The sequence below is a fragment of the Thioalkalivibrio denitrificans genome, assembly GCF_002000365.1.
GTDB lineage: Bacteria > Pseudomonadota > Gammaproteobacteria > Ectothiorhodospirales > Ectothiorhodospiraceae > Thioalkalivibrio_A > Thioalkalivibrio_A denitrificans.
Window position 1 is genome coordinate 1 of record NZ_MVBK01000120.1, and the last position, 15424, is coordinate 15424.

General features: G+C 64.1%; 12 protein-coding genes and 1 tRNA gene. All 13 read left to right on the top strand.

The window, feature by feature from the left end; translation table 11 throughout:
* Positions 1-22: 22 nt before the first annotated feature.
* Positions 23-98: transfer RNA gene (locus B1C78_RS15795), tRNA-Trp, on the top strand.
* A gap of 43 nt (positions 99-141) precedes the next feature.
* Complete coding sequence (gene secE, locus B1C78_RS15800) at positions 142-519, top strand: preprotein translocase subunit SecE (RefSeq protein WP_077280132.1); 378 nt, start codon at positions 142-144, stop codon at positions 517-519.
* A 9-nt stretch (positions 520-528) separates the two neighbouring features.
* A complete protein-coding gene (nusG, locus tag B1C78_RS15805; protein WP_077280133.1) occupies positions 529-1062 on the top strand; it encodes a transcription termination/antitermination protein NusG in 534 nt (177 codons plus the stop codon).
* Positions 1063-1186: 124 nt separating this feature from the next.
* A complete protein-coding gene (gene rplK, locus B1C78_RS15810) occupies positions 1187-1618 on the top strand; it encodes a 50S ribosomal protein L11 (protein WP_077280134.1) in 432 nt (143 codons plus the stop codon).
* Position 1619: 1 nt separating this feature from the next.
* Entirely contained in the window at positions 1620-2315 is a 696-nt protein-coding gene (rplA, locus tag B1C78_RS15815; RefSeq protein ID WP_077280135.1) for a 50S ribosomal protein L1, read from the top strand.
* Positions 2316-2612: 297 nt separating this feature from the next.
* A complete protein-coding gene (gene rplJ, locus B1C78_RS15820) occupies positions 2613-3137 on the top strand; it encodes a 50S ribosomal protein L10 (protein ID WP_217698051.1) in 525 nt (174 codons plus the stop codon).
* Between the two features lie 47 nt (positions 3138-3184).
* Positions 3185-3568, top strand: a complete 384-nt coding sequence (gene rplL / locus B1C78_RS15825; protein WP_077280137.1) for a 50S ribosomal protein L7/L12 — start codon at positions 3185-3187, stop codon at positions 3566-3568.
* A 138-nt stretch (positions 3569-3706) separates the two neighbouring features.
* A complete protein-coding gene (rpoB, locus tag B1C78_RS15830) occupies positions 3707-7783 on the top strand; it encodes a DNA-directed RNA polymerase subunit beta (protein ID WP_077280138.1) in 4077 nt (1358 codons plus the stop codon).
* A 79-nt stretch (positions 7784-7862) separates the two neighbouring features.
* Positions 7863-12059, top strand: coding sequence for a DNA-directed RNA polymerase subunit beta' (rpoC, locus tag B1C78_RS15835; RefSeq protein ID WP_077280139.1), 4197 nt, complete (start codon positions 7863-7865; stop codon positions 12057-12059).
* 173 nt (positions 12060-12232) lie between these two features.
* Positions 12233-12610, top strand: a complete 378-nt coding sequence (gene rpsL, locus B1C78_RS15840; protein ID WP_012638885.1) for a 30S ribosomal protein S12 — start codon at positions 12233-12235, stop codon at positions 12608-12610.
* A 26-nt stretch (positions 12611-12636) separates the two neighbouring features.
* On the top strand, positions 12637-13104 hold the full coding sequence (rpsG, locus tag B1C78_RS15845) for a 30S ribosomal protein S7 (RefSeq protein WP_077280140.1): 468 nt from the start codon (positions 12637-12639) through the stop codon (positions 13102-13104).
* Positions 13105-13144: 40 nt separating this feature from the next.
* Positions 13145-15238: an elongation factor G gene (gene fusA, locus B1C78_RS15850; RefSeq protein ID WP_077280141.1), complete on the top strand. Its 2094-nt coding sequence runs from the start codon at positions 13145-13147 to the stop codon at positions 15236-15238.
* A 31-nt stretch (positions 15239-15269) separates the two neighbouring features.
* Positions 15270-15424: GTP-binding protein (locus B1C78_RS15855; protein ID WP_245795466.1), on the top strand; the 155-nt coding region annotated here is incomplete at its 3' end.

Consider the following 15424-nt stretch of genomic DNA (forward strand, 5'->3'; position numbering starts at 1 on the left):
TTTTCCCTTGTACCTGATTTCTAGGCCAGTAGCTCAATTGGCAGAGCAGCGGTCTCCAAAACCGCAGGTTGGGGGTTCGAGTCCCTCCTGGCCTGCCACTTCACCGGCATCGCGCTGAACGAACGGGCATTCGGTATCACCATGGCAAAGTCGGACGATCTACAGACTTCCGGTTTCGACACCATCAAGCTGGCCTTTGCGGTCGGCCTTCTGGTGCTCGGGGTCTTCGGCTTCTACTGGTTTGTCGATGAGTCCCTGCTGTTCCGGGTGCTGGGCCTTGTGGCAGTGGCGCTGGTGGCGGCGGGCATCGTGTTCACCACGGCGCTCGGGCAGTCGCTGGCAGCATTCCTCGGCGACTCGCGCACCGAGGTGCGCAAGATGGTCTGGCCGACCCGGGCCGAGGCGACCCAGACCACGCTGATCGTGATCGTGGTGGTGATCCTCGTGGGCATCTTCCTGTGGCTCCTTGACATGCTGCTGGCATGGGGTGTCCGCGGGTTCATCGGTACCGGAGGGTAAGAAACACACATGGCTTTGCGTTGGTATGTGGTGCACGCCTACTCGGGCTTCGAGAATCACGTGAAGCGTTCCCTCGAGGAGCGCATTCAGCGTTATGGCATGCAGGACAAGTTCGGCGAGATCCTGGTGCCCACCGAGGAAGTCGTGGAGATGCGCGAGGGCCAGAAGCGCAAGAGCGAGCGCAAGTTTTTCCCCGGCTACGTGCTGGTGCAGATGGAGATGGATGACGAGACCTGGCACCTGGTCAAGGACGTGCCGAAGGTGCTGGGCTTCATCGGGGCGTCCGCCGACAAGCCCTCTCCCATCAGCGACAAGGAGGCCGAGACCATCCTCCAGCGCATGCAGGAGGGCGCCGAGAAGCCGCGTCCGAAGGTGCTCTTCGAGCCCGGCGAGGTGGTGCGCGTCACCGACGGCCCGTTCAACGACTTCAACGGCGTCGTCGAGGAAGTGAATTACGACAAGAGCCGCCTGCTGGTGGCTGTACAGATTTTCGGCCGATCCACCCCCGTGGAACTCGAGTTCCACCAGGTGGAAAAGGCTTAAAGGCAGGTACAAGGTACAAGGTACAAGGGCAAAGGGTATTGAACCCCTTGTACCTTGTACCTTTGCCCTTGTACCTGCAGTTCCGGGGAGCCTCGCGGCGCTTGTACCCGCTTAGGAGTGTGTAATGGCAAAGAAGATTGAAGCTTATATCAAGCTGCAGGTGAAGGCCGGGCAGGCCAACCCGAGTCCGCCGGTGGGTCCGGCGCTGGGTCAGCACGGTGTGAACATCATGGAGTTCTGCAAGGCCTTCAATGCCCAGACCCAGGGCGTGGAGCCGGGCCTGCCGATTCCGGTGGTGATCACCGTCTATTCGGACCGCAGCTTCACGTTCATCACCAAGACGCCCCCCGCCGCCATTCTGCTGAAGAAGGCCGCCGGGATTGCTTCCGGTTCCGCCACGCCCAACACCAACAAGGTGGGGAAGGTGACCCGCGAGCAGCTCGAGGAGATCGCGAAGACCAAGCAGCCGGATCTCACCGCGGCGGATCTCGACGCGGCCGTGCGCACCATCGCCGGCAGTGCCCGCAGCATGGGCCTTGAAGTGGAGGGTGTCTGACATGGCAAAGCTGAGCAAGCGCATGCGGGCCATCCGCGAGAAGGTGGAGCCCGGCAAGCTGTATCCCGTCACCGAGGCGCTGCAGATCCTGAAGGATCTCTCCGCGGTGAAGTTCTCCGAATCCGTTGACGTGAGCGTCAACCTCGGCGTGGATCCCCGCAAGTCCGACCAGGTCGTGCGCGGTTCCACGGTGCTGCCCAACGGCACCGGCAAGACCGTGCGTGTGGCGGTGTTTACCCAGGGCGCCAACGCCGATGCCGCGAAAGAGGCCGGTGCCGACATCGTCGGCATGGACGATCTGGCGGAACAGGTGAAGAAGGGCAACCTGGACTTCGACGTGGTCATCGCCACGCCGGACGCCATGCGCGTGGTGGGCCAGCTGGGTCAGATCCTCGGTCCGCGCGGCCTGATGCCGAACCCCAAGGTCGGCACCGTGACCACCGACGTGGCCACCGCCGTGAAGAACGCCAAGGGCGGTCAGGTGCGTTACCGCACCGACAAGGCGGGCATCATTCACTGCTCCATCGGCAACGTGAGCTTTGAGCCCCAGGCCCTGACGGAGAACCTCAACGCGCTGCTGGCTGACCTGAACAAGGCCAAGCCTTCGGCGGCCAAGGGTATCTACATGAAGAAGGTGACCGTCTCCACCACCATGGGGCCGGGCATCGCCGTGGATCAGACCAGCCTGTCTGCCTGATCCGCATGAACCCGGAACGCCCCGCGGGGCTTTTCGGAACAGTTTGGGTAGGACTGCCGGGTTCGACGCCTTCGGGTGCGGGGCCCGGCATCCGTCCAAGACCGCAGGCGCCGACGGCCGAAGGCTGGCTGAAGGCTTAATGGCGTGTCCTGCCTGCGCAGACGGTGTCACCCGATTCAGGTACTTCCTGCTGAGGGGCGCCGTAAGGTGGCCGGCCCGGTTTTCCGGTCCGGTTGTACGACTCAGCGGCGGTGGCGTGAAAGCCCCGTCGTCAAACAGGAGGTAGGTATCGTGGCACTGAATCTCGAAGACAAGAAGCAGATTGTCTCCGAAGTTGCCGCGGTGGCTGCGAGTGCTCATTCCGCGGTGGCTGCAGAGTACCGCGGGCTGTCCGTCAGCGAGATGACCGAACTGCGCGCCAAGGCGCGTGAGACAGGCGTCTATCTGCGGGTGGTGAAGAATTCCCTGGCCCGCCGCGCGGTGGAAGGGACCGATTTCGCCTGCATGCAGGAAGGTTTTGTGGGGCCGCTGGTCCTCGCCTTCTCGCAGGAGGATCCCGGTGCCGCCGCACGCCTGGTCAAGGATTTCGCCAAGGAGCACAAGAAGCTCGAGGTCAGGCTGGTGTCCGTGGGTGGACAGCTGCTCGGCCCCGGTGAGCTGGAACGGTTGGCGAGTCTGCCGACCCGCGACCAGGCCATCAGTCTGCTGATGGCCGTGATGAAGGCGCCGCTCGACAAGTTCGCGCGCACCCTCAACGAGGTCCCGGGCAAGCTGGTTCGCACCGTCGCTGCCATCCGCGATCAGAAGCAGGCGAGCGCCTGACGGCTACCGCATTTTTTGAATCGGGTTTTACCTTTCAGGAGAACATCATGGCTGTTTCGAAAGAAGACATTCTGGAAACCATTTCCAACATGACCGTGCTGGAGATCGTTGACCTGATCTCCGCCATGGAAGAGAAGTTCGGCGTGTCCGCCGCTGCCGCCGTCGCCGCCGCCCCGGTGGCCGGTGCCGCCGCCGGTGGCGAGGCTGCCGCCGAGGCGAAGGACGAGTTCGACGTGGTGATGACCAGCTTCGGTTCCAACAAGGTGGGCGTGATCAAGGTCGTGCGCGCCATCACCGGTCTGGGTCTGAAGGAGGCCAAGGACATGGTCGAGGGTGCGCCCTCCACCGTGAAGGAAGGCGCCAACAAGGAAGAGGCCGAGAAGATCAAGAAGGAACTTGAGGAAGCCGGCGCCAGCGTCGAGCTGAAGTAATCGGTCTGTACTTGTTTCGCGAGACATTCGCGTGACGTTTGGAGGCTGGCGGTGATTTCACCGCCGGCCTCTTCCTGCTTGCACCGCCCGTCGCAATGCCGACGGTCCGTGCATCGGATTCTAGTGTGAGGAAGCGCAATGGCTTACAGCTACACCGAAAAGAAACGCATCCGCAAGGATTTCGGCAAACGCCCCCAGATCCTCGATGTGCCCTACCTGCTGACCACCCAGCTCGAGTCCTACAGCCAGTTTCTTCAGGCGGACCGGGCCGAGGATGCGCGCCGGGACGTGGGGTTGCACGCGGCGTTCAAGACGGTGTTTCCGATTGTAAGCTATTCCGGCACGGTTGAGCTTCAGTACGTGAGCTACCGGCTCGGCAAGCCGGTATTCGACGTCAAGGAGTGCCAGTTGCGCGGTCTCACCTATGCGGCGCCCCTGCGGGTGCTGCTGCGCCTGGTGATCTACGACAAGGATGCGCCCGCCGGTTCGCGCCCGGTCAAGGACATCAAGGAACAGGAAGTCTACATGGGCGAACTGCCGCTCATGACCGAGAACGGCACCTTCGTGATCAACGGCACGGAGCGGGTGATCGTCTCCCAGTTGCATCGCTCGCCGGGTGTGTTCTTCGATCACGACAAGGGCAAGACTCACAGTTCGGGCAAGCTGCTGTTCAATGCCCGCGTGATCCCCTACCGCGGTTCGTGGCTGGATTTCGAGTTCGACCCGAAGGACGCCATCTTCGTGCGCATCGACCGGCGCCGCAAGCTGCCGGCCACGGTGCTGCTGCGTGCCCTGGGCATGGAGACCGAGGAGATCATCGCGACCTTCTTCGAGACCAACACGGTCAAGCTCACCAAGGACGGCTTCGACATGGAGCTGATCCCCGAGCGTCTGCGCGGCGAGGTGGCCGCGTTCGACTTCAAGGTCAAGAGCAAGGTGATCGTGGAGAGCGGCCGGCGCATCACGGCGCGCCACGTGCGTGAGCTGGAAGCGGCCAAGATCAAGTCCATCACCGTCCCCTCGGAGTACCTGGTGGGCAAGGTGCTGGCCCACAACATCATCGACACCGACAGCGGTGAGGTGGTGGCCAACGCCAATGACGAGATCACCGAGGATCTGCTGAAGAAGATCCGCGCCGCGGGCATCAAGGAGTTCCGCACGCTATACACCAACGATCTCGATCACGGGCCGTACATCTCCACCACCCTGACCATCGATCCCACCCGCTCCCAGCTGGAGGCGCAGGTGGAGATCTACCGCATGATGCGCCCCGGCGAGCCCCCCACCAAGGAGGCCGCGGAGAACCTGTTCAACAACCTGTTCTTCACCGAGGACCGCTACGACCTGTCCGCGGTGGGCCGCATGAAGTTCAACCGCCGCGTGGGCCGCGAGGAGATCACCGGCTCCGGCGTGCTGGATACCGACGACATCCTGGCGGTGCTCAAGACGCTGATCGACATCCGCAACGGCAACGGCCAGGTGGATGACATCGATCACCTGGGCAACCGGCGTATCCGTTCCGTGGGTGAGATGGCGGAGAACGTCTTCCGCGTCGGCCTGGTGCGCGTGGAGCGTGCCGTGAAGGAGCGCCTGAGCGTGGCCGAGAGCGAGGGGCTGATGCCCCAGGAGCTGATCAACGCCAAGCCCGTGGCGGCTGCGGTGAAGGAGTTCTTCGGCTCCAGCCAGCTGTCCCAGTTCATGGACCAGAACAACCCGCTCTCCGAGGTGACCCACAAGCGCCGTATCTCGGCCCTGGGCCCCGGCGGCCTGACCCGCGAGCGGGCCGGCTTCGAGGTGCGCGACGTGCACCCGACGCACTACGGCCGTGTCTGCCCCATCGAGACCCCGGAAGGCCCGAACATCGGCCTGATCAACTCCCTGGCCGTCTATGCGCGCACCAACGAGTACGGCTTCCTGGAGACGCCCTACCGCAAGGTGGAGAATGGCAAGGTGACCGACGAGATCGTGTATCTGTCCGCCATCGAGGAGGGCCAGTACGTGATCGCCCAGGCGAACGCCAGCCTGGATGCCAAGGGCAAGCTGGTGGACGAACTGGTGTCCTGCCGTCACGCCAATGAATTCACCATGTCCACGCCGGACAAGATCGAGTTCATGGATATCTCGCCCAAGCAGATCGTCTCGGTGGCCGCGGCGCTGATCCCGTTCCTGGAGCACGACGACGCCAACCGCGCGCTCATGGGCTCCAACATGCAGCGCCAGGCGGTGCCCTGCCTGCGTTCCGAGACCGCCGTGGTGGGTACCGGCATCGAGCGCACCGTGGCCATCGACTCCGGTTCCTCCATCGTCGCCCGCCGCGGCGGCGTGGTGGACTCGGTCGATGCCGCGCGCATCGTGGTGCGCGTCAATGACGACGAGACCGAGGCCGGCGAGCCGGGCGTGGACATCTATAACCTGACCAAGTACACCCGCTCCAACCAGAACACCTGCATCAACCAGCGCCCGCTGGTGAACGTGGGCGACGAACTGGCCCGGGGCGACGTGCTGGCGGACGGCTCCTCCACGGACATGGGCGAGCTGGCGCTGGGGCAGAACATGATGGTCGCGTTCATGCCCTGGAACGGCTACAACTTCGAGGACTCGATTCTCATCTCCGAGCGCGTGGTGCAGGAGGACCGCTTCACCTCCATCCACATCGAGGAGCTGACCTGCGTCGCCCGCGACACCAAGCTGGGTTCCGAGGAGATCAGCGCGGACATCCCCAACGTCTCCGAGAGCCTGCTCTCCAAGCTGGACGAGTCCGGCATCGTGTACGTTGGCGCCGAGGTCAAGCCCAACGACATCCTGGTGGGCAAGGTCACGCCCAAGGGCGAGACCCAGTTGACCCCGGAAGAGAAGCTGCTGCGCGCCATCTTCGGCGAGAAGGCCTCCGACGTGAAGGACACCTCCCTGCGCGTGCCCTCCGGCATGGAAGGCACCGTGATCGACGTGCGCGTGTTCACCCGCGATGGTGTGGAGAAGGACAAGCGTGCGCTGCAGATCGAGGAGGCCGCCCTGGCCGCCGTGCGCAAGGACCTCAAGGACCAGCTGCGCATCTACGAGGATGACATCTACGACCGCGTCGAGAAGCTGCTGACCGGCAAGCTGGCCGCCGGTGGCCCCAACAAGCTCAAGGACGGCACCAAGGTCACCAAGACCTATCTGTCCGAGGTACCGCGCGAGAAGTGGTTCGAGGTGCGCATGCGCACCGAGGACGTCAACGAGCAGCTGGAGAAGATGGCCGCGCAGCTCAGGGAGCAGCAGGAGGCCTTCGAGACCCGCTTCAAGGAGCAGAAGGAAAAGCTCACCGCCGGCGACGATCTCGCCCCCGGCGTGCTGAAGATGGTCAAGGTGTATCTCGCCGTGAAGCGCCGCATGCAGCCGGGCGACAAGATGGCCGGCCGCCACGGCAACAAGGGCGTGGTGTCGATGATCGTGCCGGTGGAGGACATGCCGTACCTGGAGGACGGCACCCCGGTCGATATCGTGCTCAACCCGCTGGGCGTGCCTTCGCGCATGAACGTGGGACAGGTGCTGGAGACGCATCTGGGCTGGGCCGCCAAGGGCCTGGGGCAGAAGATTGCCCGCATGGTGGAGGCCAAGGCCAAGGTGGACGAGCTGCGCAAGTTCCTGGACAAGATCTACAACCATCGCGACAAGAAGGTGGACCTCGGTCAGCTCTCCGACGACGAGATCCTGAACCTCTGCCGGAACCTGGAGAAGGGCGTGCCCATGGCGACGCCGGTGTTTGACGGTGCCGAGGAGGACGAGATCAAGGCCATGCTCAAGCTCGCCGAGCTGCCCGAGACGGGGCAGAGCACGCTCTACGACGGGCGCACCGGCGAATCCTTCGACCGCCCGGTGACTGTGGGCTACATGCACATGCTCAAGCTCAACCACCTGGTCGACGACAAGATGCATGCCCGCTCCACCGGCCCCTACAGCCTGGTCACCCAGCAGCCGCTGGGCGGCAAGGCGCAGTTCGGCGGCCAGCGCTTCGGCGAGATGGAGGTCTGGGCGCTGGAGGCCTACGGTGCGGCGTACACGCTGCAGGAGATGCTCACGGTGAAATCCGACGACGTTCAGGGCCGCAACAAGATGTACAAGAACATCGTCGACGGCGACCACCGGATGGAGGCGAACATTCCGGAGTCCTTCAATGTGCTCATGAAGGAAATCCGTTCGCTGGCCATCAACATCGAGCTGGAACAGGACTGACAGGAGAGGCTGTTCGACGGGCCGGTGATCCCGGCCCGATCACGAAAGCAGACCCCTCCGACCGAATTGAGGTGATTACATGAAAGACCTTCTCAATCTTCTGAAGCAGCAGGGCCACGTGGAAGAGTTCGATGCCATTCGCATCGGCCTGTCCTCGCCCGAGCTGATCCGTTCCTGGTCCTTCGGTGAGGTGAAAAAGCCCGAAACCATCAACTACCGCACCTTCAAGCCGGAGCGTGACGGCCTGTTCTGCGCCAAGATCTTCGGTCCCATCAAGGACTACGAGTGCCTGTGCGGCAAGTACAAGCGTCTCAAGCACCGCGGCGTGGTGTGCGAGAAGTGCGGCGTCGAGGTCACCCAGACCAAGGTGCGCCGCGAGCGCATGGGCCACATCGAACTGGCCAGCCCCGTGGCCCACATCTGGTTCCTGAAGAGCCTGCCGTCACGCATCGGTCTGCTGCTGGACATGACGCTTCGCGACATCGAGCGCGTGCTCTACTTCGAGGCCTTCGTGGTCATCGACCCGGGTCTGACCACGCTGGAGCGCGGCCAGTTGCTCACCGACGAGCAGTATCTCGAGGCCATCGAGGAACACGGCGATGAGTTCGACGCCCGGATGGGTGCCGAGGCGGTCTACGAACTGCTGATCTCCATCGACATGCAGAGCGAGGCGGCCAAGCTGCGCGCCGAGGTCAACGAGACCAACTCCGAGACCAAGATCAAGCGCCTCGCCAAGCGCCTGAAGCTGATCGAGTCCTTCCTGGATTCCGGCAACAAGCCGGAGTGGATGATCCTCAAGGTCCTGCCGGTGCTGCCGCCGGACCTGCGTCCGCTGGTGCCGCTGGACGGCGGCCGTTTCGCCACGTCCGATCTGAACGACCTGTACCGCCGGGTGATCAACCGCAACAACCGCCTCAAGCGCCTGCTGGAGCTCAACGCCCCGGACATCATCGTGCGCAACGAAAAGCGCATGCTGCAGGAGTCCGTGGACGCGCTGCTGGACAACGGCCGTCGCGGCCGTGCCATCACCGGCACCAACAAGCGCCCGCTCAAGTCGCTGGCCGACATGATCAAGGGCAAGCAGGGGCGCTTCCGCCAGAACCTGCTGGGCAAGCGCGTGGACTACTCCGGCCGTTCCGTGATCGTGGTGGGTCCGACGCTGCGTCTGCACCAGTGCGGCCTGCCCAAGAAGATGGCCCTGGAGCTGTTCAAGCCCTTCATCTTCGGCAAGCTGCACCGCCGCGGGCTGGCCACCACCATCAAGGCGGCCAAGAAGCTGGTGGAGCGTGAAGGGCCGGAGGTGTGGGATATCCTCGACGAGGTGATCCGCGAGCATCCGGTGATGCTCAACCGTGCGCCGACCCTGCACCGTCTGGGCATCCAGGCCTTCGAGCCGGTGCTCATCGAGGGCAAGGCCATCCAGCTGCACCCGCTGGTGTGCGCCGCGTTCAACGCGGACTTCGACGGCGACCAGATGGCCGTGCACGTGCCCCTGTCGCTGGAGGCGCAGCTGGAAGCCCGTGCGCTGATGATGTCCACCAACAACATCCTCTCGCCCGCCCACGGTGACCCCATCATCGTGCCGTCCCAGGACATCGTGCTGGGCCTGTACTACATGTCCCGCGACCGGGTGAACGCCCGCGGCGAGGGCATGTTCTTCGCGGACGTGGACGAGGTGCATCGCGCCTACGAGTCCGGGCAGGTGGAACTGCACGCGCGCATCGAGGTGCGTATCCGCGAGGTGACGCCGGACGAGGACGGCGAACTCCAGGAAACGGTCAGCCGCGTCAAGACCACCGTGGGGCGGTCCCTGCTGTCGCAGATTCTGCCCGAAGGCCTGCCCTTCGAGCTGGTCAACCGCGATCTCAACAAGAAGGCCATCTCCCAGCTGATCAACGCCTGTTACCGGCGTGTGGGCCTGAAGGAGACGGTGGTGTTTGCCGACCAGCTCATGTACACGGGCTTCAAGTATTCCACCCGTGCGGGCGTGTCCTTCGGCATCAACGACATGGTGATTCCGGGCGAGAAGACCGGCATCCTGTCCAACGCCGAGAGCCAGGTGAAGGAGATCGAGGACCAGTACGCCTCCGGTCTGGTCACCAAGGGCGAGCGCTACAACAAGGTGGTGGACATCTGGTCGCACACCAACGACCAGGTGGCCAAGGCCATGATGGAGAAGCTGGGCAAGGACGAGGTGGTGGACGCCGAGGGCAACACCGTCAAGCAGCCCTCCTTCAACTCCATCTTCATGATGGCCGACTCCGGTGCCCGAGGTTCCGCGGCCCAGATCCGCCAGTTGGCGGGCATGCGCGGCCTGATGGCCAAGCCGGACGGCTCCATCATCGAGACTCCCATCACGGCCAACTTCCGTGAGGGCCTGAACGTGCTGCAGTACTTCATCTCCACCCACGGCGCGCGCAAGGGCCTGGCGGACACGGCACTCAAGACCGCCAACTCCGGGTATCTCACCCGCCGCCTGGTGGACGTGGCCCAGGACCTGGTGGTCACCGAGTACGACTGCGGTACCGAGAAGGGCATCGTGCTCAAGCCCATCATCGAGGGCGGCGACGTGGTGGAACCGTTGCGCGAGCGGGTACTCGGTCGCGTGCTGGCCCATGACGTCAAGATGGCCGACGGCTCCAGCCTGCTGCCCGCCGGGACGCTGCTGGATGAGGACGCGGTGGACCTCATGGAGACCAACGGCATCGATGAGGTGGTGGTGCGTTCGGCCATCTCCTGCGAGACCCGCTACGGCATCTGCTCCATGTGCTACGGCCGTGATCTCGCCCGCGGGCATCACGTTAACGAAGGCGAGGCGGTGGGCGTGATTGCCGCCCAGTCGATTGGCGAGCCCGGCACCCAGCTCACCATGCGCACCTTCCATATCGGTGGTGCGGCGAGCCGTTCCGTGGCTATCAGCGCCATCTCGGCCCGCACCAAAGGCACCATCCGCCTGCACAACATCAAGACGGTGACCAACAAGCACGGCAACCTGGTGGCGGTGTCCCGCTCCGGCGAGCTGGGCATCATCGACGACCAGGGCCGTGAGCGTGAGCGCTACAAGGTGCCCTACGGCGCGGTGATCTCGGTCCACGAGGGCGACACCGTGGAGGCCGGCCAGGAAGTGGCCACCTGGGATCCGCACACCCACCCGATCATCACCGAGGTGGCCGGGCGCATCCAGCTGCACGACTTCATCGAGGGCGTGACCGTCAACAAGCAGGTGGACGAGATCACCGGGCTGTCCTCCACCGTGGTCATGGATCCCAAGTCGCGCGGTTCCGCCGGCAAGGACCTGCGTCCGACGGTGCGCCTGGTGGATGCCAAGGGCAAGGACCTCAAGCTCGCCGGCACCGACATCCCGGCCCATTACGCCTTGCCTTCCGGTGCCATCATGAGCCTGGAGGACGGCGCTACGGTGGAGGTGGGCGACGTGGTGGCCCGCATCCCCCAGGAGTCGTCCAAGACCCGCGACATCACCGGCGGTCTGCCCCGGGTGGCCGATCTGTTCGAGGCCCGCAAGCCCAAGGAGCCGGCCATCCTGGCCGAGCGCACCGGCACCGTGAGCTTCGGCAAGGACACCAAGGGCAAGCAGCGCCTGGTCATCACCGACGAGAACGGCGACACCCACGAGGAGCTGATCCCGAAGTGGCGTCATGTGAACGTGTTCGAGGGCGAGCATGTGGAGCGGGGCGAGGTGATCGCCGACGGCGAGCCGAACCCCCACGACATCCTGCGTTTGCTGGGCGTGACCCCGCTGGCCGAGTACATGGTCAAGGAGATCCAGGACGTCTACCGCCTGCAGGGCGTGAAGATCAACGACAAGCACATCGAGGTGATCGTGCGCCAGATGCTGCGCAAGGTGGAGATCACCGATCCGGGTGACACCCGCTTCCTGACCGGCGAGCAGGTGGACCGGGCGCGGGTCATGGAGGAGCACGAGCGCCTGGGTCCGGACAAGCAGCAGGCGAATTACGAGCGGGTGCTGCTGGGCATCACCAAGGCGTCGCTGGTGACCGAGTCGTTCATCTCGGCGGCCTCCTTCCAGGAGACCACCCGGGTGCTCACCGAGTCCGCCACCCGCGGAGCCCGGGATGACCTCCGGGGCCTCAAGGAGAACGTCATCGTGGGCCGGCTGATCCCGGCCGGCACGGGCCTGGCATACCACAAGGACCGCCGCCGCAAGCGCCACGGGGAGGCCTTCTCCATGATGGTGCCGGAGACCGCAGGGCCCGAGGAGGCGCCCGTCGACGCGGAAACCGGGACCTCGGAGTAACAGATGTCGGACATCAGACATCAGATGTCTGATATCTGAGGTCTGATGTCTGGTACAATGTTCGGCTATCGTCCGGCTTGACAGCGGGCGGGGCGGTTCCCTAAAATTTCGCACCCTCGACAGGCCGGTACGGGTCCGGCCTGTCGTCGTTTCTGGGTAGGAGAAAATCTTTCATGGCAACGATCAATCAGTTGGTGCGCAAGCCGCGCAAGCGCAAGGTCGAGAAGAGCGCGGTGCCCGCGCTGCAGGCCTGTCCGCAGCGCCGCGGCGTCTGCACGCGCGTCTATACCACGACCCCGAAGAAGCCCAACTCGGCGCTTCGCAAGGTGGCGCGTGTGCGCCTCACCAACGGCTACGAGGTCAGCAGCTACATCGGCGGCGAAGGCCACAATCTGCAGGAGCACTCGGTGGTGCTGATTCGTGGCGGCCGCGTCAAGGACCTCCCGGGCGTGCGTTATCACACGGTGCGCGGCAGCCTGGACACCCAGGGTGTACAGAATCGTAAGCAGGCCCGCTCCAAGTACGGTGCCAAGCGCCCCAAGAAGGCCTGACGGCCCGATTTCAGAGTACATAGATCATGTCCAGAAGAAGCGAAGCCCCCAAGCGCCACATCCTTCCTGACCCGAAGTACAAGAGTGAGCTGCTGGCCAAGTTCATCAACACCGTCATGAAGGACGGCAAGAAGTCCGTGGCCGAGCGGGTGCTCTACGGTGCGCTCTCCCAGATCGAGAGCAAGAAGGGCGACGGCATCCAGGTGCTCGAGCAGGCCCTCGACAACGTTCGCCCGCGGGTGGAGGTGAAGTCCCGCCGCGTGGGCGGTGCCACCTACCAGGTGCCCGTCGAGGTGCGCGCCGTGCGCCAGAACGCGCTGGCCATGCGCTGGATCGTGGATGCCGCCCGCAAGCGCGGCGAGAAGTCCATGGCGCTCAAGCTCGCCGGCGAACTCATGGATGCCTCCGAAAGCAAGGGCTCCGCAGTGAAGAAGCGCGAAGACACCCACCGCATGGCGGAGGCCAACAAGGCCTTCTCGCATTACCGCTGGTAAGGCGCCCGCTTCAGAGACAGATTTTTCGAGGATTTTTCCCGTGGCACGCAAAACCCCCATCGAGCGATACCGCAACATCGGCATCAGCGCCCATATTGATGCCGGCAAGACCACCACGACGGAGCGCGTGCTGTTCTACACCGGCATCTCCCACAAGGTGGGCGAGGTGCACGACGGGGCGGCCACCATGGACTGGATGGAGCAGGAGCAGGAGCGCGGCATCACCATCACTTCCGCGGCCACCACCTGCTTCTGGTCCGGCATGGACAAGCAGTTTCCCGAGCACCGCGTCAATATCATCGACACGCCCGGGCACGTGGACTTCACCATCGAGGTGGAGCGTTCCATGCGCGTGCTGGACGGTGCCTGCATGGTGTACTGCGCCGTGGGCGGCGTGCAGCCCCAGTCCGAGACGGTCTGGCGCCAGGCCACCAAGTACGGTGTGCCGCGGCTGGCCTTCGTCAACAAGATGGACCGCTCCGGCGCGGATTTCTTCAAGGTTCACAAGCAGATGCGCGAGCGCCTGCACGCCAATCCCGTGCCCATCCAGATCCCGGTGGGTGCCGAGGAGAACTTCAAGGGCGTGGTGGATCTGGTGCGCATGAAGGCCATCTACTGGAACGAAGCGGACCTGGGCGCCACCTTCGAGCTGCGGGACATCCCCGCCGAGCTCCAGGACGAGGCCGCCAAGTGGCGCGAGAACATGCTCGAGGCCGCGGCCGAGGCCGACGAAGAGCTGATGAACAAGTACCTGGAAGAGGGCGACCTCTCCGAGGCGGAGATCAAGAAGGGTCTGCGCCGGCGCACGGTGGATCTGGAAATCGTGCCCATGCTGTGCGGCACCGCCTTCAAGAACAAGGGCGTGCAGGCCATGCTGGATGCGGTGATCGACTACATGCCGTCGCCCGTCGACGTGCCGCCCATCAAGGGCCTGGACGCCAACTCCGAGCAGCCCATCGAGCGGCGCGCGGGCGATGACGAGCCGTTTGCGGCCCTGGCGTTCAAGATCGCCACCGACCCCTTCGTGGGCACCCTGACCTTTATCCGGGTGTATTCGGGCGTGCTCAGCTCCGGCGACACCGTCTACAACTCCCAGAATACCGGCAAGGAGCGGGTCGGGCGCATCCTGCAGATGCACGCCAACAACCGCGAGGAAATCAAGGAGTTGCGTGCGGGCGACATCGGCGCCTGCGTGGGTCTGAAGGACATCACCACGGGCACGACACTGTCGGCCCTGGACAAGCCCGTGATCCTGGAACGCATGGAGTTCCCCGACCCGGTGATCTCCGTGGCCGTGGAGCCCAAGACCAAGGGCGACCAGGAAAAGATGGGCATCGCGCTCAACAAGCTGGCCCAGGAGGATCCCTCCTTCCGCGTGCATACGGACGAGGAATCCGGCCAGACGATCATCTCGGGCATGGGCGAACTGCACCTTGAGATCATCGTCGACCGCATGAAGCGCGAGTTCAAGGTGGAGGCCAACGTGGGCAAGCCCCAGGTGGCCTACCGCGAGACCATCCGCAAGACGGTGGAGCAGGAAGGCAAGTTTGTGCGCCAGTCCGGCGGCCGCGGCCAGTATGGTCACGTGTGGCTGCGCATCGAGCCCAAGGAGGCGGGCGAGGGCTATGAGTTCGTCAACGGGATCGTTGGCGGCGTGGTGCCCAAGGAATACATCCCGGCCGTGGACAAGGGTGTGCAGGAGCAGATGCAGAACGGCGTGCTCTGCGGCTTCCCCGTGGTGGACGTCAAGGTCACGCTCTATGACGGCTCCTACCACGACGTGGACTCCTCGGAAATGGCGTTCAAGATCGCCGGCTCCATGGGTTTCAAGGAAGGCGCCCTGAAGGCGGGGGCTGTCCTGCTGGAGCCCATCATGAAGGTGGAAGTGGAGACGCCCGAGGAATACATGGGTGACGTGATGGGCGATCTGAACCGCCGTCGCGGCATCATCCAGGGCATGGACGACAACGCCGGGCTCAAGCTCCTGAAGGCCGAGGTGCCGCTGGCCGAAATGTTCGGCTACTCCACCACGCTGCGCTCCATGAGCCAGGGGCGGGCCACCTATTCCATGGAATTCGCCAAGTACGCCGAGGCGCCGGCCAACGTGGCCGAGGCCGTCAAGAAGGCTTCCTGATTAACCGAATCTACCGAGAAGGGGTTGTAACGTGTCCAAGGAAAAATTCGAGCGTAAGAAGCCGCATGTCAACGTAGGGACCATTGGTCACGTGGACCATGGCAAGACGACGCTGACGGCGGCGCTGACGGTATGCCAGGCGAAGAAGTTTGGCGGTGAGGCGCGTGCCTACGACCAGATCGACAA